The organism is Dehalobacter sp., assembly GCA_023667845.1.
GTDB lineage: Bacteria > Bacillota > Desulfitobacteriia > Desulfitobacteriales > Syntrophobotulaceae > Dehalobacter.
On record JAMPIU010000005.1, the window covers coordinates 16,093 to 39,111 of the forward strand.

The following is a 23,019-nucleotide window of genomic DNA, read 5'->3' on the forward strand; positions in this document are numbered from 1 at the left end:
ACGATGCCCCGAATGCTGATCTTAGACGGTAACAGTCTTATCAATAGAGCTTTCTATGCGCTTCCGCCGCTTACCTCCAACGAAGGTCTTCCGACGAACGCCGTACACGGTTTTTTAACCATGCTGTTCAGGCTCCAGAAAGAGCAGAAGCCCGATTATTGGGTCGTAGCTTTTGACAAGACGAAAGCAACGGTCCGCATTGAGCAGTTTGCAGGCTACAAAGCTCACCGGAAAGAGACACCGGAGACTTTGCGGCCGCAGTTTAATTATCTTAAAGAAATTTTGCGGGTGATGGCCGTTCCGATTCTGGAACTGGAAGGTTACGAAGCGGATGATATCATAGCGACAGTAAACGATCTGGCGATCGCCCAGCAAATAGAAGTTTTAATCTTTACCGGAGACAGGGACGCTCTTCAGCTGATTTCGCCGCATAGCTCTGTGCTGCTGACAATGAAAGGGATTTCGGAAGTTGAGTGTTACAACGAACAACGGCTGGAAGAAAGGTATCTGCTGAAGCCTGCCCAGATTATCGATCTGAAAGGCCTGATGGGGGACGTTTCGGACAATATCCCCGGGATTCCCGGTGTGGGGGAAAAGACCGCACTAAAATTGCTTCACGAATACGGGTCCGTCGAAAATGTGCTGCAGAACAAGGATGAGGTCAAAGGCAATAAATTAAAGGAACTGCTGAATCAATACGCTGATCAGGCACTCTTAAGCAAAAAGCTCGCAGCAATGATTCATGATGTGCCGGTTACGTTTTCTCTTGACGACTTAAGATGGACGGAGCCGGACAAAGATGCCTGCAGAAAGATCCTCCATAGCTACAGCTTATATAAAGTCGCATCGCTGTTTGAACAGAGCCTCGCTGCGGTAACGAGTCCTGAGCAATTTGTCGAAAAAAGCAAGAAGCAAAAAGCATCAGGTAACAAAAATCAGGAAATAAAGACTCACGAGATAGCTGCTTCTAAACCGGATTTAATCAATAACCTATATGGAAATTTGAAAGATCAGAATAAAGGCGGCATGAAAGATACAGAGATCATTGATACTGTCCAGCAAGAAAAGAACATGGACGGAGAAGGCTGGCTGGAGCTGCTGAATACCTGGCTTGAGCAGAAACCGGTCCTCGCACTCAGTTATCGTTTTGAGGGCAGGAATATTCATCAGGGGCTCTGGACTGAAATGGGGATCTGTGATGAACATCATACGTATTCGCTGAACCGGTATGCTGCTGCTCCAAGTGTGCTGCGTCTCTGGGAAGAAATCCTGGCTGACGACGGTGTCCGCAAAGTGGTTGCAGACAGCAAGGGGCTATATTCACTGCTTCTGAATGAGAATAAGACATTCGCCGGCGTTGATTTGGATTTAAGCCTGGCCGCTTATTTGTTAAACCCGAACCGGTCCAATTACAGCGCTTCCGAATTGCTGGGGGATTATGTGACGGATTTGTTTTCAAATACGCCGGCACGGGAAGCAGCTCTGCTACGGAAACTTGCCGCTTCCTATATGGAAAAGCTGGCGGAAGACGATCTTGAAAAGCTCTTGCATGAGGTTGAAGAGCCTTTAAGCCTCATATTGGCCAGGATGGAAAAGACCGGCATTGCACTGGACAAGGCGAAACTCCAGGAATATGGTCAGGAACTTGAGGTTAAGATCAGCCGATTGGAAAGTGAGATTTACAATCTGGCCGGTGAAAACTTTAATATCAATTCGCCGCAGCAGCTTGGCAGGATTCTATTTGAGAATTTAGGGCTCCCGCCACTCAAAAAAACCAAAACGGGTTATTCAACGGATGCGGAAACGCTGGAAGAATTGCGGACGGAGCACGCTGTCGTGGAGAAACTACTGGAATACCGGCAGCTGGTTAAACTGAATTCCACCTATGTCAAGGGCCTGCTGGCCCAGTGCTGTGACGGCAAAATTCATACCACGTTTCAGCAGACGGTTACAGCTACCGGCAGACTTTCCAGTACCGAACCGAATCTGCAAAATATTCCAATCCGTCTGGAAGAAGGCCGGAGACTTAGGAAGGTTTTCCAGGCAACTCAGGAAGACTGGCTTTTGTTATCCGCAGATTATTCTCAGATTGAATTAAGAATTCTGGCGCATTATTCGAAAGATCCGATACTTTGTGAGTCCTTCCTGATCGGGGAAGACGTGCACAGACGTACAGCTGCCGAGGTGTTTGACGTAGCGCTGAACGAAGTCAATTCAGATATGCGGCGCAAGGCCAAAGCGGTTAACTTTGGTTTAATGTATGGTCTGACGGACTTTGGACTGGCCAGGGATCTGGCTATTTCCAGAAAAGAGGCAAAATACTATATCAGTCAGTATTTTGAAAGATACAGCGGTGTTCACCGTTATCTTGAGGAGGCCGTCGCTGAAGCCAAAGAAAATGGAGAGGTTCGTACGCTGCTGAACCGGCTGCGGAAAATCCCCGAATTGTCTCATCCAAACAGAATGACGCGGCAGTTTGGCGAACGGATTGCCAAGAATACCCCGATCCAGGGAACCGCGGCTGATATGATGAAAATTGCGATGATCAAAGTAGCTGAAGCGCTTGAGGGCCTGCAGGCAGAAGTTCTGCTTCAGGTTCACGACGAACTGGTAGTCCAGGTCGAACCGTCAGCGCTTCCCAAGGTCGCAGCAATTGTCAAGAAAGAGATGGAGCAGGCTTTCCCGATTTCTGTTCCATTGCTGGTAGACTGCAAAGTCGGAAGCAACTGGTATGATATGGTCCCTTATCAGGTGAATGCGCTGTTGTTTTAGGAGGTCGATCCGATGCCTGAACTTCCCGAGGTAGAAAGTATCCGGCTGTCCCTGGCTGCAAGGATTCTGGGAAAGACAATTCAAGATATCGAAGTCCGATGGCCTCCGGCAGCAGTTTCTCTGGCGGATGAGGATTTCAGCGCTTTGGTCAGGAACCGAACGATTGAAAGCCTTGACAGACGCGGCAAGTATCTGCTCGTGAACCTGAGTCACGGCCTTACGATGATCATTCATTTCAGGATGACCGGACGTTTGATCTATTATCCTGAGCAGCATGAGCCGGATAAACATACGCATGTCCTGTTTAGGCTCGATCAGGGAGAACTTCATTACTCCGATATCCGTAAATTCGGCAGAATACAGCTGGTGTCTTTTCAAATGGCCTTTAAGGCTGCCTGTTTGGCTAAACTTGGGCCGGAACCGCTGGACGAGTCATTTGCATTTGATCAGCTCGGGATGCGTCTCGCCAGGAAAAAGAGTACGATTAAGGCTGCGCTGCTCGATCAGACCGTCGTAGCCGGTATCGGAAATATTTATGCGGACGAGGCCCTGTTCCGCGCAGGTATTTTGCCGGATAGGAATACGGCTTCGTTAAAGGTGTCGGAGATTATGCTGCTTTACGATGCGATCTGTGAGGTTCTGCAGGAAGGAATCACGGCTGGCGGAACATCATTTCGTGATTATCGTGACGCAGACGGCAAGAAGGGTGCATTTCAGGAAAATCTGATGGTCTACGGACGCAGCGGTCAGGAGTGCAAATATTGCGGAGGTCAATTGGCTAAAATCAAAGTAGTCGGAAGGACAACGGTGTATTGTCCAAACTGCCAGAGATAGATGAAATTTGTTTTGAAGAAACATAACTTTTAATGCAGGAAGATAGAATCCAGGAGGAGTATTTCACAGAAGGATGAGCATACTTTATTGCAATGGACTTGAAATTGAAGTAGCAGGGAGCACCCTGCTGGATCATATAACGCTGCGTTTGGAAAAGGGTCAAAAAGCCGGCCTGGTCGGAGCCAATGGGGCAGGTAAAACAACACTGATCAGGGCTGTCATGGGGGAAATTGCTCATGAAAACGGAGATATCAACTGGCAGGGTACTGTCGGCTATCTGCCGCAGACAGCGGCAGCCACAGCAGAACACGGTACAGTATTTGAACAAATGCTGACGGAACGCCGGGATATTCTTGATCTGCGGGACAGCCTCAGATCCTTGGAAAATAAAATGGCGGAACAGGCCGACGAGAAAACGCTCGAAAGGTACAGTCTGCTTACGGAACAATATGAAAGGGCGGGTGGTTATGCGCTCGAAGCCAGGATCCGCAAGATCCTGACCGGACTCGGGATGGACCGGCATCAGACGACTGAAGCTAATCATTTAAGCGGTGGTCAGAAAACTCGTCTGGCGCTTGGCAAGCTTCTGCTGCGTGATCCGGACGTGCTGATTCTTGACGAGCCTACGAACCATCTCGATATTGAGGCACTGGAATGGCTCGAAAATTACCTGGGAGATTATGCTGGAGCTGTGCTTGTCGTTTCCCATGACAGGTACTTCCTGGATAGGGTCGTGGACAGCATCTTCCTGATTGAGGATGGGTTCCTGAAAGCTTACAACGGCAATTATTCGGAATTTGAACTGCAGCGGAATATTGAAAAAATATCGCTGACCAGAGAAGCGGAACGGATCAATAAAAAAATTGTGGACCTGGAGGAGTATATCCGGCGTCATGGCGCCGGAATCAAAGCTAAACAAGCCCGGGGCAGGGAATCCATGCTGAAAAGAATTACGCCGGTGAATGCGCCGAAAGAGTCGAAAAAACTCAGCATAAGCCTCCAGGCCAAAACCCGCTCAGGTGACCGGGTTCTCGAGATAGACGATCTGGCCGTTAAGTACGGGCAGAAGACCATATTCGAACATGTAGGTTTGGAATTGCGCCGGGGTGATAAGATTGCCCTGCTCGGCAGAAACGGGATTGGAAAGACGACGCTGTTGAGAGCTGTTACAGGACAAATTCCGTATAACGGTACGATCCGGACCGGGGCGAATGTCTCCGTCAGCTACTATTCCCAGGAGCATGAGAATATTGGATTAAGGGAAATTGTCATGGACGAAATCCGTTATTCTTCAACGCTTGACGATCCGGAAATACGCAATGTTTTAGCCCGTTTTGGCTTCCGGGGAGAGGATGTATTTAAACCTGTTGCTGGTTTAAGCGGGGGAGAGAAAAGCAGGCTGGCACTTTGCAAGCTTTTTCTGAATCAGGGAAACCTGCTTTTGCTTGATGAGCCGACCAACCATCTCGATATGGAGACGAGAGAAGTCCTGGAGGAAGTGTTGCAGGATTACAACGGGACAATTTTGACCGTATCCCATGACCGGTACTTTCTGAACCGAATCGTGAATAAGATTGCTTTGCTTACAGTGAATGGTCTGAAGGTATTTGAGGGAGACTACACGGCCTATCGTGAGATGAGCGAGAAGAGTGAAAATGAAGAAACGGAATCTGTTCAAGCCACTGAAGATCAGACCTGTAAAAATGAAGAGGCTCAAAAAGCCAGAGATTACAGGGAAGAGTCCAAGAATACCAAACGGATAGAAAAAAAGATCAAGCAAATCGAGGAAAAAATTGCGGATACAGAATTATTGCTTCAAGAAATTGAGGATAAGCTCGATGCCGCAGCCAGTGATTATGAACTGACATTGTCACTTCACCAGTCGTATGAGAAAGTGCAGGCAGAGCTCAATCATCTGATGGAGGAGTGGCTGGCTTACCAGGATTAGTACGGGAAACCCGACAGATCGACGACCACAGATGAGCCGGCGCGGCACACCAAAACGAGGTTACAGCCATATATTATCCCGAAGGAAATACTTAAGGGGTAAAAGAATATGGGAATGGCAATGATCCTTGCTTTGGCTTTGAGTCTTGACGGTTTTGGGGTAGGGATGGCCTACGGTCTGAAGAGGATTCGGATACCGCTCAGTTCCATGATGATTATTGGTTTTTGTACGGCACTCGCCATGACAGTCTCGATGTACTGCGGACATCTGATCACGTCTCAGCTTACGGTGATCCATCCAGGTATTCTGGGAGCAGTCGTTCTTATTGCAATCGGCTTGTATCAATTGATTCAAACTTTGAGAAACAGAGCGGAACTGCCTGAAGCTGTCCCGGTAATGGTAGCTTCAGTCGGGCAGAGAGATGACAATCCGTATCGTACTTTGTTCAGTATTAATTTGAATTTCTTCGGTCTGGTCATTCAGGTTTTGCAGACCCCGGATGCGGCAGACATTGACGGCTCCGGAGTCATTACGCTGAATGAAAGTCTGCTTCTCGGCGTGGCATTGTCCCTGGATGCATTTGCTTCGGGTGTAGCCGCTGCGCTGACAGGAATTTTCTGGTATGTCATCGGGATGGTGACGCTGATGCAGGTTCTGATGATCTTTACCGGTCAGGTATTGACAGGCAGGCTTCCGGCGGGCGTGCTGGCGAGAGTCAGGTATCTGCCGGGGATCGTCCTGATACTCATCGGATCATTAAAAATAATTTGAGGTTAAACATGATCAAAATTGGACTTACAGGAGGAATAGCAAGCGGCAAGACGCGTGTTGCCAGCTGGTTTGCGCAGAAGGGCATCCCGGTTTTTAACGCGGATGACGCAGTTCATAGGTTGTATGACGGGCCGTTAATCCCTTTGATTGGCAAAGAGTTTGGATCTGAATGCGTCCGAGATGGGAAGATTGACCGGGCGGAGCTAGGCAAAATCATATTTGCCGATCCTGAGGCCAAGCAAAGGCTTGAGGAACTTGTTCATCCTTTGATCCGCCAGCAGATGCAGGATCAATGCCTGAAGGCAGAAATCCAAAGTGAAAAGCTGATTATCCTGGATATTCCGCTGCTTCTGGAAACGGGATGGGGGAAATTTGTCGACGAGGTTTGGGTCGTTTATGTCCCTGCTGAAATACAAATCACCAGGCTGATGGAACGAAGTGGCTTGACTAGGGAAGAGGCAGAGCGGCGGCTTGCTGCGCAAATGCCGCTGGAGGACAAAAAAGGGAAAGCCGACCGGGTTATCGATAATTCCAGGAACTGGGGAGAAACTGAAAAACAACTTGAAACGATCTGGAAAGAACTGTTCTCCTGAAATCTCCACTCCATAGATTTCTCAGGCAAGGTTTCATCAAGCAAGGTCTCGGCTTGCATTGAATCAGCTTTGTCGTATATAATGTTTCAGAATTAAATCATATCTTTGCTCAGATCAACATACTGATAATCAAAAGGTTAGAATATTGAAATAGGATGGGTGCATTTTGTTTATCGCAAAGAAGAAAATTGTTAAGACCATAACAATTATTTTTTTATTATTTATGATCCTGGCTGTATACCAGTCAAACTTTGTCGGCAGAATGATGTATCCTTTTCCATACAAACAGACCGTTGAGAAATATGCCGCCCAGTATGGTACGGATCCTTTGCTGGTGATTGCTGTAATCAGGGAGGAGAGCAGGTTCATCACCAAATCGAAATCATCCAAAGGGGCGGTCGGATTGATGCAGCTGATGCCAGCGACAGCTAAAGAGGTAGCTGTCTGGCTGAAAGAGGATTACGCGAAGGCTGATTTACTTGATCCGGAAACCAATATTCGTTACGGCACCTGGTATCTTGCTTCTTTGAGCAAAGAGTTTTCCGGCAATACAGTTCTTACCCTGGCGGCTTATAACGCCGGGATCGGCAGGGTGCAAAGCTGGCTGGATGATTGGCCGAAGGATCCGAATGCGTACCGTATTGAGGAAATTCCAATTACAGAGACCAGGGAATATGTCGAGAAAGTTTACAAAAGTTATGAAAAATACTTGGCCCTTTATGCTACTCAACATTCTGGAGGGCATTAGGGTGCATGGTGGAAACCATAGTTATCGGTCCCCCGTTACGTCCCCAGTTCGACTCCTCGGTTCAATCGGGGACTGCGTTTACGCTCTATTATCTTTCATGATGTTTATCGATATACGGATAATTAAAACGCTGATAGTTGTATCGAAGTGATAAGACTGCCAGCGTTTATTGCATAGATCCTCTGTGAAACTCATTCAAGCAATTCCACGGATTTTTTAGGACCTTTTTTAAAACTAATTCTTGACATAGGAAGCACTTTAACTACCGTAGAATAGCAAATTATTATTTCTCGAACTTGATCATGGGCTTGAAGACAAAGAATATGCCACAAATGACCATAAAGATTGCGTAGAGCAGGATAGGGAAGTTTGCCGAAAACGGTGCAAAGAGCGATGCCAAAGTAATTCGTGAAGAACATGGCCAAATTGTTACCTAAGATCATAAAACCGTTGGCCATAGGCATTTTGCTGGTGGGCGCCGTTATGCTGACCCCCAGCTACATTTAGGACATGATCGCGCCCCGCCAAGTCCCGCAATAAAAGACGCGGCTTCCATTATTAACACGGTCTCAGGCATGATCAGGCCAAAGATGAAGGGAATTATGGCGATCAGGTGGACCAGCCACAAATATTTAATACCTATAAGATCAACTGGATGGTTTTACATTTTGGGTTGATTGTAACATTATTTGATTATTGAGGAAAATGTAAATTGCACCGCAATTTTATGCCATATAAAATTAAATTGTAAACAGGTTCACGGCTTGAATGACCTGTCCAGCTAAGATCAGCAATCAGGATTACCGAGACGTATAAAACGTGTCAACAAATTTATTGGGTTTGTTGCTATTCCTATCATACCATTTTTGGCGGTTTTCTTGCTGTTTAAGCCTCTCTCCTATAGGTTTATTCCTTTAAATAAAGGATGATGGGAAAGTTGAATGATTTATGATGATTTATTTAAAAGAGGGAGGATTTTATGAATATTAATCCACAAAATGACGATGAACTTCTGGAATACTATGCGTTTGTGCTGTCAAATCTTAAAGATATGGTTGATGAAGACTTACAGGTCATCGTGACAAACACAAAAACTGGTCTTTATTACTTCCCCGGGAACAAAATGTCGACTGATGCCAATTTAATCGTCGGTGTAGAAAATGCACACGAATATAAAGCGATGCAGTCTGGAAAAATATTAAAGTATACGGTAGGCAAAGAACTTTTTGGTTTCCCTTTTACGGGCATCGAATTTCCGATTAGAAATTTGAAGGGGGAAATCATTGGTTGTGTTGGTATCGGAAAAAGCTTAGAAACAGATTACAAGATTGAAGAAATATCCAATGGCCTGGCGGCAACCCTTGAACAGGTCAATGCAGGGGTTGAGGAGGTCGCTTCAGGATCCCAGGGACTTTCAGATAAGATTAACTATGTAATTTCATCAGCAAATGAAGCCCAAAACCGAATTCAGGAAATTAATAAAGTCATTGGCGCTATCACAGATATTGCTTCCCATTCGAATCTATTGGGACTAAATGCGGCCATCGAAGCGGCCCGGGCTGGCGAGCAAGGCAGGGGGTTTGCGGTCGTCGCTGATGAAATGCGGAAGCTAGCTGTGCAAAGCAAAGATTCGGCCAAAATGGTGACGGATATTCTAAATGGAATGAAGCAATCGATCGAATCGATAATCAATGAAATCAATCAAGTCGGCAATATCGCTGAAAATCAGGCGGCTGCCACAGAAGAGATTACGTCTTCGATCATGGAAGTCAGCCAAACATCACAGTCATTGTTAAGCTTAACTAAGATTTATTAGGAAACAAGGTGAGAACCACAGCAATTGCTTTTTATTTAAGAAATAACTTTTTCCCAGTTGGCTCCCGAAAAGCCCTCATCAGCCATGAGAAAAAATGGATAGAAATATCATGTGAATCTGCGTTTCACATGTCTCCTGTAATCGCATTATGATACGATCAATAATAAATTGAAATTTGGGTTATTCTAAATATAAGAATTCTGCTTTATTGAGGAATAAAAGCGATGCCTTTTTCAAAAATAACCAGCAAGATTAAGAATAAAGGTCAGAGTTTAAATAAATTTGTAAAACAACACCCTTCCCAAAAGCAAACAAGGTTGCTGACTTCTTCCATGGAGAAAAATCTGTCATTAATTGCTGAGCTGTTAAAAGCTGATACAGATATGGTAATTGGCCGGGTTAACATAACGGGGAATGAAAAATTAGGAATTGTCTACATTCGTGGGATGACGGATAAAGATGCACTGAATAAGTACGTTATTGAGCCTTTGATGAATGGCCCAAACAAGTTTGAAAAGCTTAATGAAACGCCATCAATTAATAGGATAAGATTCATTCAGGGGTTATTGAAGACGGTAGACGTCAAGGAAACAAAACAAATGGAAGCGGTAATTACCGCTGTGTTGTATGGCAATGTTTGCTTGTTTATTGACGGGACGGATTCAGCTCTGGTTGTGGGTAATATAAAATTTGATAAACGTTCAATTGAAAATCCAGAGACGGATACGGTGATACGGGGAAGCCGAGAAGGATTTATTGAAGATATTTCAACCAATGTAAGCATGGTACGACGGAGGCTGTGCAGTCCCACTCTTCGTTTTGAAACTTTTTTTTTAGGAAAAATATCGCGCACCGAGATACGTTTGTCATGGATTGAAGGGATAGCGAACCCCAAAATTATTGAGGAAGTCCGTACCCGCATTCAAAGAATCGATATCGATTATATTTACGGAAGTGGCCTGATTGCCGAATTGATCGAAGATAATCCTTCCTCTCTCTGGCCCCAGGTCCATATGTCCGAACGGCCTGATGTCGTGGCTGCAAACTTAGCAGAAGGGCGTTTTGCCATTTTCTGCAACGGGTTTCCGTATATCATCATAGCCCCGCTATTATTCTGGCAAAACTTACAAACGCCCGATGATTATGCGGATAAACCACTGATAGGAAGCTTTTTTCGTCTGCTTCGGCATATGGCCTTTTACATTTCCCTTATGATGTCCCCAATTTTTGTAGCCCTTGTTTCCTTTCATCCGACAATTATTCCTCAGCTTCTGGCATTTAAAATAGCTGCCGGACGGGAAGGCGTCCCTGTTCCTAGTATTTTTGAAGCTTTAATGCTCACGCTGATGATTGATTTGCTGCGGGAAGCCGGAGCACGGTTGCCCAAGCCTATCGGGGTGGCGGTCGCTGTTCTGGGAGCGGTAATCATTGGCCAGGCAGCAGTTGCCGCCGGATTCGTCAGCCCGACCGTAATCATCATTGTAGCAATAGCAGCGATAGCAAACTTTAGTATCCCATCTCTAGAATTAGCAAATGCCACCAGGATAGCAAACTATTTGCTGATCATACTTGGAGGGATTTTCGGGCTTTTAGGGGTCACGATAGGGATGGCTTGGCTGCTGTGGACCGTTATTTCTTTACGATCTTTTGGGATTCCACTTTTTTATCCCCTAGCTCCGGGCGAGAACTATGGACTAAAGGATATTTTTTTCCGCGCGCCCGTCTGGCAATTGCGTAAGCGTCCCAGTTTACTGGCACAAGATAATATAAAAAAAATGGGAGCAGGTACGGTCAAGCCAAAACCGAAAGATAGAGGATAGTATATATATGATTGAAAACCAAAAAATTTCTGGGCGACAGTTAGCTGTTTTATTGATATTAAATATAGGCTGCCTTGTAAGTTTCGCATGGAATACGATAATCGGCGTTTCCGGGCGGGCAGCCGGGGTAGCCGTTTCGGCAGGCATGATAGTGTTATTGCCATTAACACTGTGGTCATTGTGGCTGGGCAATTCACTTCTGGGGCACACAATCTTGGAAATCCTGGAGATCAATGCAGGAAAGATCATTGGGAAAATGATTGAAATTGTATACATAATACTCTCTATTGCTGCTTCATCTTTGATGCTTCGGAGCTTAAGCGGGTTACTTCAAATATTTATCCTGCCTGATACACCTATTTTAGTTTTAAGCCTGCTGATTCTTGTACTGCCTGTTCTTATGGCGCGAGACGGAATTGAAGGTCTTGGCCGGATGTCTGAAATAATTTGGCTTGTTGTCATGGTCATATATATTCCCGGGATAGGCTTTGCACTTATTGGGCAACTGAATTTGGAGCTTTTTACGCCCATCTTTGATCGGGGCCTAAAAGCATTGGCCGAAGGCACATACCTTAGTGCCGCCTATTTCTCGATTTTTATTTTATTCCTCTTTGTGATAACCGCTGCGCTTCCCCGTCCCGCCGATCATTACCGCTTCATGTTCAAAGCTTTACTTGTATTCACGCCTTTAATGGCAACAGAAGTAGTATTACCTGCTATCGGAACTTTTGGCGCTGAACAAGCAGGAAGTCTATCGGAAATAGGTTTAAGTGTAGCCAAGTCTGCTTCTCTTGGACGATTCATTCAGGGTTTGGATATATTTATTGTAGTTGCATACATTTTAGTCACGATGATGAACATTGGAATGTGTATGTACTGTGGATGGACAGCCTCAATCAGAATTTTTAATAATTGGAAGCCTAATTTATGGCTGATCGTAAATACTTGTTTGATATTGTTTTTATCTATTAGCATTCATTCATTTAATGAATCCGTATTATTATCGGAACTTTTAAGCATCTATGGAATTTTCCCGTTTGCTTTCTTTGTTCTCCTGTTGGCAACCGCCAGCCTTTTGCTTAGGGGTAAAAAGCGGGCAGGTGTAAAGAAATGAGGAAAGTCTTCTTATTACTATTGTCTGTAATCATGCTGATGCTGTCAGGATGCGGGGGAGCCAAAGAATTGGAGGAATATAGTTTTATCACCTCCGTGGGCATTGACAGTGGGCCCGGTGACGGTGAAATGACGCTGACGGTCGAGAGTGCCATCCCTCAATCCCGGTCTGCAGGCGGAAATAGTGGGAAGGCAGACGGGAGTGAGAGCCAAATAGGAAGCGGCGTCATTTATCAGGCCAGCGAAGTAACCTTGTCGGCAGCGCTAAGCCGGCTGCAGGAGATAACGGAGCATGAGATTTTTCTTGGGTATGTGGGATCGGTCGTTATCGGTGAAGAAGCCGCCAGGAAGGATATGGACCGGATACTGGATTTTTTGAAGGGTAACCTGGAATTACGGCGTTCTGCTTATATATTCATCAGCAAAGATCGTGCAGAGAATGTTTTATCCATCATTGTACCTCGGAAATCTTTAATTGGAGTAACAATCAGTTCAATGGCAAGAGATACTGAAGAAACGGGATTTTCCTTTGCCACAAGAATTGGAGACAGCCTTTTCTTACCCCTGTTCAGCACCGGAGTCCAGCCGCTTATTGCTGCTGTTAAAGCTTCGGATTTACCGGAACAGGCGGCTGGTTCGCCGGAAAAGACTGGAACACAGGGAGTTGTGAAGCAAAAACCCGGTTATTTAAGTCTCCCTGGAATGGCTGTCTTTAATGGGACAACGCTTGTAGGCTGGCTGAATGAAAAAGAAAGCAGGGGCTGGGGATGGATCCGTGGGAAAGTAAAGCGTGGTTATATTGTAAGAATCACTCCCCGCAGCGATACAGGTAAGTTAAGTCCGGTTACTTTTCATCTCTTGGACGGAAAATCATCAATTAAATATACGATTGATAATAATACAGTGTCAGCGCATATCGACATTAAAGTTAAGGGCGAAGTCAGAGAATGGGCCGAGAGTATAAATGTAATTGACACGGATATCATCCGCAGCTTGGAGAAGGACCTGGCAGTTGAGATAAAATCCGAGGTCCAGGCGGCTCTGGAGAAGGGGCAGCGAGAATTGAAATCCGATATTTTCGGTTTCGGTTTCGAACTGTTTAGGCAAAACTACCGTGCGTATAACCAAAATTTCCGTGATAAATGGCCTGTATTCTTTCCTGATATGCCTATTGACGTGAAGGTAGAAGCGAGTATTCAAAACACAGGCACGTTCATGCGGGCCTTAGAAATTAGAACTATACGCAAATAATACTCAAATGTATTCTTACTCTTTTTCATTGCCTCTAATATTTCTATTTTTTGGGCTTCGCTAAATTGATATTTCGGCATAATATCAGCACCTTTCTTACTAATATTTTACCATTGATATCTAAATATTTTTCATATACTATACGCAGATTAGTATTATTTACATCTTGTGGCAGACATCAAAATCTATAGAAAGAGGCGATCATATGTGTATTGGAACAAAAAAGGCACTGACCGATGCGTTTTTGGAACTATGTGAAACTATGTCTATTACGAAGATCACCGTACAGGACATCGTCGATCACTGTGGTGCCAGCAGGCAGACATTTTACAATCATTTCCATGATAAGTTTGAGCTGATAGAGTGGGTCTATCTCCGCAATTTTGACGATCCCCTCATGGAGTTCCAGGACTATGACCGGTGGGCGAGAAAATCAAGTAGGCTTATAAGTAAAAACAGGCATTTTTATCTCCAGGCTTACAAAACGACAGACTTCATGGAATGGCTTGAAAAATGGATTTATGAAAATATGCGTAACTTTATAAGCGTCAAATTCGGCCCCCAGGAATTGACAGCGAATGTCTTGTATACTCTGGAATCGTATGTACGCGGAGCCTTTCGGATCTTTCAAAAACAGCTGTTGTCCAGCGCATACGCACCCATTGAAGAAAGTACTGTTAGAGACTTAAAAAATATGCCCGCCATACTGCGGAAATATTTTCCTTCCAGTGGGAACCCGACCTGATCTGCACAAATGCAAAATGGGTAAACTGATCCCTGTGTCAAGGACAATTAAAAAAAGGGCTTGATTTCTCTTTTGTATATGAGGAATTGAAAGTTAACTATTGTCTAGATAAGGCAGAAATGCGATCGATCCAATTCGGATGTTCAAATACTTACTCATGGGCTGATGATATTGTAATTCTGGTGAATCCTCACTCATCAAAGGAATGGATAGTAAATCGTGCGCATCAAAGGTTGACGGAAGGGCTAAACCGACTACAGGTAGCACAAAATACGGAAAAGACCAAGACAGTCTGCAAAGCCTTCTCACTGATAGCTTTCATGATGTTTATCAATATACGGATATATTAAAACGCTGGTAGTTGTATCGAAGTGATAAGACTGCCAGCGTTTATTGCATAGTTCCTCTGTGAAACTCATTCAAGCAATTCCACGGATTTTAATAGGACCTTTTTCAAAACTAATTCTTGACATAGGGAACACTTTAACTGCCGTAGAATAGTAAATTATTATTTCTCGAACTTGATCATGGGCTTAAAGACAAAGAATATGCCACAAATGACCATAAAGATTGCGTAGAGCAGGATAGGGAAGCGCAGGTCGCCGACTTTGCCGAAAACGGTGCAAAGAGCAATGCCAAAGTAATTCGCGAAGAACATGGCCAAATTGTTACCTAAGACCATAAAACCGTTGGCCTGTGGTATCTTGCTGGCAGGCGCCGTTATGCTGACCCCCAGGTACATATAGGACATGATCGCGGCCCAGCCAAGTCCCGCAATAAAAGACGCGGCTTCCATCATTAACACGGTCTTAGAGAAGAAGAATAAAAACAAACCTGCAGAATTAACCAATGCCGATAAAGGAAAAGTCATTCTTTTAGCATTCTTCATAAGAAAGCTAAAGACAAAACCGCCGATAAAGCCGCCGGCGTTCCACATGGAGAATATTGTCCCGACCTGCACGGCGGTGCCAATACCCTCGTTGGCGACGATGGATGAAAGATTAAGGAAGTAGGGATAGCAAAACGCCATCATAATTGAAAAGGCGATAATGAAGAACCAGGTTAAACCGGGAATCTTTCTTTGGACGTCGACTCCTTTCGCTTCCCTTTCGGCAGGAGTGTCTTTGAGCTCTGGCTCAGGCATGATCAGGCCAAAGATGAAGGGAATTATGGCGATCAGATGGACCAGCCACAAATATTTAATACCTATGGTAACCAACAGGCCACCAATCAGCGAGAAAAGCATAGCGCCTAAATTTAGGAAGGCGTTGCCCCCGCCAATGATTCTGCCTCTCACGGTTTCATCTTTAAAGTATGCGGAGGCCAGAGATACGCCCATGGGAACACTTAGGCCGAAGCCAAGTCCCACCACCATGCGGCAAATCAAAATAGCCCAAAAGTTCGTAAGGAAGAACGGAATAAGGCCCCCGAGAAGAAATAAAACAAGGCCGATCAGATTCGTGACCTTAAAGCCAAGCTTTTTTACGATCGTCCCGAATAACATATTGGTGGGAAGACAGGTCAGGCTGACTATGGTGGAGAGCAGTACGACGGTGGTGAAGGGATATTGCGGATACTGTGTCGAAAGCTTGGCTATGCCTACGGTAACGCCGTTCGGGGCTCCCGCGACAAGATAAACTACCAATACAGCCATAGTAAGGAATAACGAGTTTCTTTTTACTGATGAGTCCATTTATAAATCTCCTTTTCCGTATTTAACTATTTATATAAGGGTATTAGGGTGAGGCATTCAGCAAGCTGCCAAAAAAACTTACTACTATTCTCCACCATTCGTTTTCCTCCAGCATGGGCTCCGCCCTGATCGGTACAAATGTGAGAGGAGTAATCTGATTTCTGTAGTTTAAATAATATTGAAAAAAATAATTTAACGCCCAAAAACTACTGTTACCATGGTTCTTGGGCGTTTTTCCATAATTAATAGCGCCAGGATTTTTTAAATTCTTGGTTCAACCCCATGTGGCGGGTTTATTTGGATTCCACCAGCTTAAGAGGATTGACCAAGAGGACTATTGCCAGTACCGCAACGACGACCACGCATACTACGATAGGAAAACGTATATTACCAGACTGGCCAAAGAACGTGGAAATAGCAGTACTGCAGTAGGGTGCAACGAACTGACCCAGACCACTGCCAGCAACAATCAGTCCCATGGCCGTAGCGGTTTTGCTTGGCGGCGCTGAGATAGCGATACCTGTGTACATATAAGCCACCATGAGAACCCAGCCGATACCGGCGATCACAGTCATAATATCAAGCATCAAAATACTTTTGGCGTATGCAAAAAGGAACATTGAAGGGCAAAAGATTATTGCCGCGACACAGATGAGCCTATTAGGAACTGCCTTGAAAAGAAAACCGAAAATTAAGCCGGCAAGAACCGCGCCGACAGTAAACAAAGAGCCCATCAGACCGGAATCAACCGGAGTGCCGCCTACGGCGATAACAACGGAAGACATATTGAGAAAGTAAGGATACATGAATATCATCAAAACCGTATAGCAGATAATAAAAAACCAGGACTTACCTATTTTCTCATTTGATTTTTCCGCAACGGCGGATTCAGTTTTTTCAGTCTTCGGTTCGGGCATAACCAGCGCAAAAATGAAAGGAATCACCATAATAAGGTTAACCAGCCAAACATACTTAATACCAATGGCGACCAAAACGCCGGCGATCATGGCAAAAGCTATGCCGCTGGCAGCCATGACAGTGTTGCCCCAGCCAATGACTCTAGCCTTTTGAACATCGTCCCGAAAATATGCGCTTGTCAGCGCGGCCCCCATCGGGAAGACCATGCCATAGCCGAGAGCCAGCAACACACGAAACGCCAGGATAACAGGGAAACTCGTAAGGAAGAAGGGAGCGAGGCCGCCCACCAGAACCAAGATAATACCGATTAAACTGGTGACCTTAAAGCCCAGCTTATTTACAATCGCTCCAAACAGCAGATTCGTTGGAATGGAGCACAGACTGACAAGCGTGGATACCAGCATGATTGTGTTTACGCTGTACTGAGGATATTCCGCCATTAGATACCCAAGAGCCGGATTGATGCCGTTCAGGAAACCCTGGATAGTGAAAGCGGACAGTGCAATTACGGCCAGGAACATGAAACTATTTTGTTTTGAGTTTTCCATTTTTATTCTCCTTTTTTCGGACTTGATTTACTTCGTCTTGATGCACGGAGCTGCCGCAGTATAATCAGATCCCGAAGCTCCGCGGAAGGGATGGGAGAGAACATCTCCGCGTGGTTGGAAAACACTTTGCGGCAATTAATTATGTTTTAATGTAATACTGCTGAATAATTCTGAATTGCTTGTAAACACAAGACTACGGACGCCCCTCTTCAGCGGCCGCCAAGACGCTCACGTTGACGCAGTCGGTTACATCGACGAAGAGAATAACTTCATATAACCTCCTTTCTTTTTTTTGCGCACGTGATATTTGCCTCAACTTCATCTTACTGAATAAATGATAAAAGACAATTTACAGAATAAAATATTTGCCTAGCTATTATACAATTTAAAAATAATGTATAGAATTAGATAATTGTGAATAATGTAAATTGCGAATAATATAAATAATATAGATGATAAGTAAAAAATAATGTAAAAAATGTAGACAATAAAATCAAAGAGTGAAATTCAGCTCAGAAAAATCGACAGAAGAAGCGCTGATGTTAGTTCAGTTTTTCTATGTATTTTACAGGTGAAGTCCACAGGTGAAGTCCTTTTCCTGCGCAAATGCGGTTTCGACCGGAAAATAACTAACCTAAAGTTTAAACTAAAGTAATTTTACATTTAAAAAAAGATGTAAAATTATTTGATTATAATCCAAAAATGTAAATTGCGCCTCAATTTTTTTCTATATAAAATCAGACTGTAGACAAGTTCGCAATTTATCTGCCGGTTTCTAACGGTACAGGGGTGTTTGGGGTTAAGTGTTTCGCCAGATTCGAGACGTATAACTGTAGTGCCTAAATCAATTTTTGCGCGAACTTATTTTTATCAAGTTCCAATTGCACAAATATCGCTTGTTTTAACTATGTGAAGTTGGGAACTTATAGGGGCGAGCATAATTTACCAACACTTAAACCGGTTGATTTGACTGGATGATGAAGACTTCTGAAAATCTACAAAATAGTAACAGGAGGTATAAAACGTGTCAACAAATTACCAAAAGCTTTTTGAACGGACTTCAATAGGAAAAGTAAAGCTGCGCAACCGTATTGCTACGCCGCCTATGGGCACTATGGCGGAAGAACCGACTGGAGTGCTGAGCGATTCGCAAATCAATTATTATGAAGCCCGGGCTAAAGGCGGAATAGGATTGGTTATAGTTGAGGGCCAATTTGTTACCAACAAAACAGATCCGGGGCTAGTTCATCAAACTTTGGTTGATACCCAATTTCAAATGAAGAAATGGTCCTTTTTGGCGGATAAGATACATGCCCATGGCGCTAAAATGGGTATCCAACTGATGTGCGGCATCGGCAGATGCGCGTTCGTTCCGGAAAACGGTCCGGTTCCGGTAGCGCCGTCGGCTATTCCGACGCCTTATAATCCGAACATTATCTGCCGTCCTTTGACTGTGGAGGAAATCCGCGAAGTCGTGGAAAGTCATGGACGTTGTGCCGCCCGCGCCGTCAATGCCGGATGTGATATCCTCGAAATTAACGCGCATAACGGTTTTCTGCTTGACCAGTTTATGACGCCGTTATGGAATCACAGAACGGATGAGTACGGGGGAAGTTTTGAAAACCGAATGCGGATTATTGCGGAAATTTATCATTCCATGCGCAAGGCCGTAGGTCCGGATGTTCCGATTGTTGCAAGAATAGGAGTCTGGCACGATGTCGAAGGCGCGCGCAGCATGGATGAAGGTATTGAGATATGCAAATATCTGGAAGGCCTTGGCTTTGACGCGCTTGATATCGACCTGGGCGCTCCCGATAACCCTATATGGGGGCAGCCTCCCGGTTACGCGGGAGATGGATGCATGGCTTTTGCCTCCGAGGCGGTTAAAAAAACGGTAAAGATTCCGGTGATGAACACCGGCTCCTATACACCACAAAGCGCGGTAGAAGCTGTGGAAAAAGGAAAAACCGACATCGTCCTGCTTGGACGGGCCTCGATTGCCGATCCTGACTGGGCCAATAAGCTCATAAGCGGCTGTGAGGAGGATATTCGTCCCTGCCTGTTGTGTAACCAGTATTGTATAGGAAGGGTCTATAAAGGTCTGACGGTCACTTGTTCTGTGAATCCACAGGCTGGCGGCGAACGTGATTATATCATTGCCAAGACGGAAGAACCCAAAAATGTAGCGGTAATAGGCGGGGGCCCCGGAGGCATGGAGGCGGCAAGGGTCGCCGCGTTAAAGGGGCACCGGGTCACGCTGTTTGAAAAAAGCGACAGACTTGGCGGTCAGCTTGATGTTGCTTCCAAGCCTCCCTTCAAGGGGCGCCTGAAAGCTTATCTGAACTGGCAGAAATTGCAGTTACAAAAGAACGGGGTGAGCGTCGTCTATAATAAAGCGATAATGCCGGATTCGCCGGAGCTTGCCGGGGCTGATCGGATTATTGTTGCTGTCGGCGCCGTTCCCTTCACCCCGCCGATCAAAGGTATTGATCTTCCCAATGTCATCGAAGTGACGGATGCCCACCGGGAGCCTGACCGAATCAAAGGAGACCGTATTGTCGTCGTGGGCGGCGGGCTTTCAGGGTGTGAGTGCGCTTTGGAACTGGCCATGCAAGGCAGGGACGTGACGCTTGTCGAAATGCTTCCTGCAATCGCTCAGAAGGAGTTTGTTCTGGAAATTAAGATTCCACTGCTCAATGAATTGAAAAAATACAGCGTAAAGCAGATGGTCGGCACGAAAGTTCTGGAATTCAAACCCCAGAGTGTGGTCGCGCAGAACGAATCCGGGACGCTGGAGCTTCCGGCCGATACCGTAATCTTTGCTCTCGGTATGAAGTCGGAAGGTGAATTGTGCGATGCGATCTGTGATAAATATCCTTCCGCAGTGGCTGTCGGCGACTGCAACGCGGGCGAAGGACAGATCGGCGACACGGTGCGGGAAGGTTTTTTTGCGGGCTGGTCTGTTGATTAAGCGAAAATACGTAATTTAGAACGTTAAAAGCAATGATATTGGAAGTAGCCATAATTGAGATAAATTCAAACAATGATTTTGGACGAATAGAGGTATAGAAAGGAGGATTATATATATAAGGAAAGAGTCGATAAAATATCGATGAAGGTTATAAAATATTTTAATATAAATAGAATGCTGCAGCCTTGAATTCGTCCGTAAATCGTCGTTCATTTTGCCACTCATATCAGAAGGGGTAAAACAGGGTTTGCTACTTCGGTGCCAATATAAAGCGGTAAATAAGAAAGGGGTGCTAATTATGAATAGTCAAGAAGAAAGAAATACTAAGTGTGCGCGTGAAATAGTCCGTATACTTGAGCGGGGCGACGGGAAGGCTTTTGCTAATTATCTATCGGAGGATTGCGTCGTGACGATCATAGGCGACCTTGTGTTTTCGAGGACGCTTAAGACAGGGAAAGACTTGCTTGCCGCTTTTTCAGGAGTGGGCGGGGAAACCCTGGACTGGAAGTACAATATTTATAACACTACGGCCCAGGATGACCGTGTAGCCGTCGAGGTTGAGACCTTAGTCCGTATGCCGTCCGGAAAGCTTTACAACTGCAGGTATCATTTCCTCTGGACATTCCGCGACGGCAAGGCGGTTGACTGGAAAGAATATGCAGATACGGAAATGGTCACGTGGGGCCTGTTGGACGGCGTCAAACCATGGCCGCCGATAAGCGACGAAGAGCGCATCGCGGCGTTCGAAGCGCGGAGAAAACAATTCCCGCAGGACTGAGCGGACAGTGGAAGAGAACCAAAGTTTACTAAGCGGTAAATAAGAAAGGGGTGCTAATTATGAATAGTCAAGAAGAAAGAAATACTAAGTGTGCGCGTGAAATAGTCCGTATACTTGAGCGGGGCGACGGGAAGGCTTTTGCTAATTATCTATCGGAGGATTGCGTCGTGACGATCATAGGCGACCTTGTGTTTTCGAGGACGCTTAAGACAGGGAAAGACTTGCTTGCCGCTTTTTCAGGAGTGGGCGGGGAAACCCTGGACTGGAAGTACAATATTTATAACACTACGGCCCAGGATGACCGTGTAGCCGTCGAGGTTGAGACCTTAGTCCGTATGCCGTCCGGAAAGCTTTACAACTGCAGGTATCATTTCCTCTGGACATTCCGCGACGGCAAGGCGGTTGACTGGAAAGAATATGCAGATACGGAAATGGTCACGTGGGGCCTGTTGGATGGCCGCAAACCATGGCCTCCGATAAGCGACGAAGAGCGCATCGCGGCGTTCGAAGCGCGGAGAAAACAATTCCCGCAGGACTGAGCGGACAGTGGAAGAATACCGAAGTTTACTAAATTAATTGAAGTGAGGGAAAATAATGAGTAAGGAAAATAATCCCAACTGCACTATTAAGCACATGGTTCTGTTGAAGTGGAAGCCGGGAACCACAGAAGAGCAAGCTAAGGCCTTTGGCGAGTGGATCCGTGAGCTGGCTGATGATATTGGCTTTGTCTTTGACTTAGAGCACGGACCAAGTTTAGAACCTCGCTATCATAGCGCCTATTTTGATTACTGCATTATGCTGAGCCTTGGCGGCGGATATGAAGCGATGAGTGCATACATGTCGCATTGGTCTCACTTACGCGCCGACGCACGGATGGCTTCCGTATGCGGTATTATTGAACAGGTTATGGCGTTCAACTTTGAAGTTAACCCGTATGGGCGCACCGAATATGATCCTGTTTTAGCGAGAGAGGACATCGAGCGGGAGAGAGAACGCGTCCAGCGCGTGCATCCCAATAAGGATATGGCTTATGTACCTGATTTGCGTGGACGTTTTGTTGAAGATGCCATTCCTATGCTTGAAGCAGCCGGGATTACCCTTGACTCTGAACGGATGATACTTATGGGCAGTTCCTGGGCTCCTGGGCGGATCAACGCTACCGAACCGGAAGCTCAAAAAGAAGTGCCAAAAGGAACCAAGGTGAAATTAACTGTAAGTGGTGATTATTTGATGGGTGTTGATGTTCCGTATGTGATAGGCGATCGTCCTCTTTCACCAGTCAAGTATTAACCGTTCATTACTATGTGGTAGGCGCAGACCATCATCATCCGGGCGATTGCGATGATAGCCTTTTTATGGCGAAAAGCCTATAAAGGGATCTATTATCTTGCAGGCGTAGACGTGTCTTAATACCGGGAGAAGAACGAATTGCTTTCCCCGAGCGTTATGAGGCGTTCCACGCTCGGGGAAAGCAAGAGCCGTAATGAATGGACGTTGACTGGTGCTGAGTTGTGCACTTGCGAAGTAAGAATTCATTTCTAGTGTTTAATTGCACTAATGGTCGATTGCATTAATAATAGTAATTATTGAGTGGTTCTCCATACATGGCACAATGTAATCAACAATTGAAAAGGCGGTTATGAACTGTGCCAAGGAAAATAATAGTTGTTAGTCACAGCGAACCCGATATTCTTAAACTT

17 protein-coding genes are annotated in these 23,019 nt (G+C 45.4%); 15 read left to right on the forward strand and 2 right to left on the reverse strand.

Going from position 1 to position 23,019, the window contains the following annotated elements:
• Positions 1 to 3 precede the first annotated feature (3 nt).
• The 11 genes from polA (at position 4) to NC238_00205 (ending at position 14,411) form a co-directional block, all read left to right on the forward strand.
• On the forward strand, positions 4 to 2,772 hold the full coding sequence (gene polA / locus NC238_00155; protein ID MCM1564365.1) for a DNA polymerase I: 2,769 nt from the start codon (positions 4 to 6) through the stop codon (positions 2,770 to 2,772).
• Positions 2,773 to 2,784: 12 nt separating this feature from the next.
• Complete coding sequence (gene mutM / locus NC238_00160) at positions 2,785 to 3,606, forward strand: DNA-formamidopyrimidine glycosylase (protein ID MCM1564366.1); 822 nt, start codon at positions 2,785 to 2,787, stop codon at positions 3,604 to 3,606.
• A 73-nt stretch (positions 3,607 to 3,679) separates the two neighbouring features.
• On the forward strand, positions 3,680 to 5,554 hold the full coding sequence (locus NC238_00165; protein MCM1564367.1) for an ABC-F family ATP-binding cassette domain-containing protein: 1,875 nt from the start codon (positions 3,680 to 3,682) through the stop codon (positions 5,552 to 5,554).
• Positions 5,555 to 5,662: 108 nt separating this feature from the next.
• Positions 5,663 to 6,325, forward strand: a complete 663-nt coding sequence (gene ytaF / locus NC238_00170; GenBank protein ID MCM1564368.1) for a sporulation membrane protein YtaF — start codon at positions 5,663 to 5,665, stop codon at positions 6,323 to 6,325.
• Positions 6,326 to 6,333: 8 nt separating this feature from the next.
• The gene (gene coaE / locus NC238_00175; protein MCM1564369.1) at positions 6,334 to 6,918 is read left to right on the forward strand and encodes a dephospho-CoA kinase; all 585 of its coding nucleotides are present in this window, start codon (positions 6,334 to 6,336) and stop codon (positions 6,916 to 6,918) included.
• 166 nt (positions 6,919 to 7,084) lie between these two features.
• Complete coding sequence (locus NC238_00180) at positions 7,085 to 7,666, forward strand: lytic transglycosylase domain-containing protein (protein MCM1564370.1); 582 nt, start codon at positions 7,085 to 7,087, stop codon at positions 7,664 to 7,666.
• Positions 7,667 to 8,645: 979 nt separating this feature from the next.
• Positions 8,646 to 9,482 carry a methyl-accepting chemotaxis protein gene (locus NC238_00185; protein ID MCM1564371.1) on the forward strand — a complete coding sequence of 279 codons (837 nt, stop codon included), beginning with the start codon at positions 8,646 to 8,648 and terminating at the stop codon, positions 9,480 to 9,482.
• A gap of 224 nt (positions 9,483 to 9,706) precedes the next feature.
• Positions 9,707 to 11,302 (forward strand): spore germination protein, encoded by a 1,596-nt coding sequence (locus NC238_00190; protein MCM1564372.1) that lies wholly within the window; start codon positions 9,707 to 9,709, stop codon positions 11,300 to 11,302.
• A gap of 7 nt (positions 11,303 to 11,309) precedes the next feature.
• On the forward strand, positions 11,310 to 12,416 hold the full coding sequence (locus NC238_00195; protein MCM1564373.1) for a GerAB/ArcD/ProY family transporter: 1,107 nt from the start codon (positions 11,310 to 11,312) through the stop codon (positions 12,414 to 12,416).
• Complete coding sequence (locus NC238_00200; GenBank protein MCM1564374.1) at positions 12,413 to 13,666, forward strand: Ger(x)C family spore germination protein; 1,254 nt, start codon at positions 12,413 to 12,415, stop codon at positions 13,664 to 13,666. The genes NC238_00195 and NC238_00200 overlap by 4 nt, the downstream gene beginning before the upstream one ends.
• Before the next feature lie 205 nt (positions 13,667 to 13,871).
• On the forward strand, positions 13,872 to 14,411 hold the full coding sequence (locus NC238_00205; protein MCM1564375.1) for a TetR family transcriptional regulator: 540 nt from the start codon (positions 13,872 to 13,874) through the stop codon (positions 14,409 to 14,411).
• A gap of 508 nt (positions 14,412 to 14,919) precedes the next feature.
• Here the strand turns inward: NC238_00205 and NC238_00210 are convergent.
• Both NC238_00210 and NC238_00215 read right to left on the reverse strand, forming a co-directional pair.
• Positions 14,920 to 16,104 (reverse strand): MFS transporter, encoded by a 1,185-nt coding sequence (locus NC238_00210; protein MCM1564376.1) that lies wholly within the window; start codon positions 16,102 to 16,104, stop codon positions 14,920 to 14,922.
• A 293-nt stretch (positions 16,105 to 16,397) separates the two neighbouring features.
• On the reverse strand, positions 16,398 to 17,570 hold the full coding sequence (locus NC238_00215; GenBank protein MCM1564377.1) for an MFS transporter: 1,173 nt from the start codon (positions 17,568 to 17,570) through the stop codon (positions 16,398 to 16,400).
• A 1,024-nt stretch (positions 17,571 to 18,594) separates the two neighbouring features.
• Between NC238_00215 and NC238_00220 the strand changes: the two genes are divergently transcribed.
• From NC238_00220 to NC238_00235, 4 genes are all read left to right on the forward strand, one after another.
• Complete coding sequence (locus NC238_00220) at positions 18,595 to 20,541, forward strand: FAD-dependent oxidoreductase (protein ID MCM1564378.1); 1,947 nt, start codon at positions 18,595 to 18,597, stop codon at positions 20,539 to 20,541.
• Between the two features lie 298 nt (positions 20,542 to 20,839).
• Positions 20,840 to 21,319 carry a nuclear transport factor 2 family protein gene (locus NC238_00225; GenBank protein ID MCM1564379.1) on the forward strand — a complete coding sequence of 160 codons (480 nt, stop codon included), beginning with the start codon at positions 20,840 to 20,842 and terminating at the stop codon, positions 21,317 to 21,319.
• Positions 21,320 to 21,378: 59 nt separating this feature from the next.
• Complete coding sequence (locus tag NC238_00230; protein MCM1564380.1) at positions 21,379 to 21,858, forward strand: nuclear transport factor 2 family protein; 480 nt, start codon at positions 21,379 to 21,381, stop codon at positions 21,856 to 21,858.
• Between the two features lie 55 nt (positions 21,859 to 21,913).
• Positions 21,914 to 22,609 (forward strand): PASTA domain-containing protein, encoded by a 696-nt coding sequence (locus NC238_00235; protein MCM1564381.1) that lies wholly within the window; start codon positions 21,914 to 21,916, stop codon positions 22,607 to 22,609.
• The last annotated feature ends 410 nt before the right edge of the window (positions 22,610 to 23,019 follow it).

Excerpts from the sequence above, each read along its gene's own strand:
- polA (MCM1564365.1), top strand. The coding sequence starts at position 4 with ATGCCCCGAATGCTGATCTTAGACGGTAACAGTCTTATCAATAGAGCT.
- mutM (MCM1564366.1), top strand. The coding sequence starts at position 2,785 with ATGCCTGAACTTCCCGAGGTAGAAAGTATCCGGCTGTCCCTGGCTGCA.
- NC238_00165 (MCM1564367.1), top strand. The coding sequence starts at position 3,680 with ATGAGCATACTTTATTGCAATGGACTTGAAATTGAAGTAGCAGGGAGC.
- ytaF (MCM1564368.1), top strand. The coding sequence starts at position 5,663 with ATGGGAATGGCAATGATCCTTGCTTTGGCTTTGAGTCTTGACGGTTTT.
- coaE (MCM1564369.1), top strand. The coding sequence starts at position 6,334 with ATGATCAAAATTGGACTTACAGGAGGAATAGCAAGCGGCAAGACGCGT.
- NC238_00185 (MCM1564371.1), top strand. The coding sequence starts at position 8,646 with ATGAATATTAATCCACAAAATGACGATGAACTTCTGGAATACTATGCG.
- NC238_00190 (MCM1564372.1), top strand. The coding sequence starts at position 9,707 with ATGCCTTTTTCAAAAATAACCAGCAAGATTAAGAATAAAGGTCAGAGT.
- NC238_00195 (MCM1564373.1), top strand. The coding sequence starts at position 11,310 with ATGATTGAAAACCAAAAAATTTCTGGGCGACAGTTAGCTGTTTTATTG.
- NC238_00200 (MCM1564374.1), top strand. The coding sequence starts at position 12,413 with ATGAGGAAAGTCTTCTTATTACTATTGTCTGTAATCATGCTGATGCTG.
- NC238_00205 (MCM1564375.1), top strand. The coding sequence starts at position 13,872 with ATGTGTATTGGAACAAAAAAGGCACTGACCGATGCGTTTTTGGAACTA.
- NC238_00210 (MCM1564376.1), bottom strand. The coding sequence starts at position 16,104 with ATGGACTCATCAGTAAAAAGAAACTCGTTATTCCTTACTATGGCTGTA.
- NC238_00215 (MCM1564377.1), bottom strand. The coding sequence starts at position 17,570 with ATGGAAAACTCAAAACAAAATAGTTTCATGTTCCTGGCCGTAATTGCA.
- NC238_00225 (MCM1564379.1), top strand. The coding sequence starts at position 20,840 with ATGAATAGTCAAGAAGAAAGAAATACTAAGTGTGCGCGTGAAATAGTC.
- NC238_00230 (MCM1564380.1), top strand. The coding sequence starts at position 21,379 with ATGAATAGTCAAGAAGAAAGAAATACTAAGTGTGCGCGTGAAATAGTC.
- NC238_00235 (MCM1564381.1), top strand. The coding sequence starts at position 21,914 with ATGAGTAAGGAAAATAATCCCAACTGCACTATTAAGCACATGGTTCTG.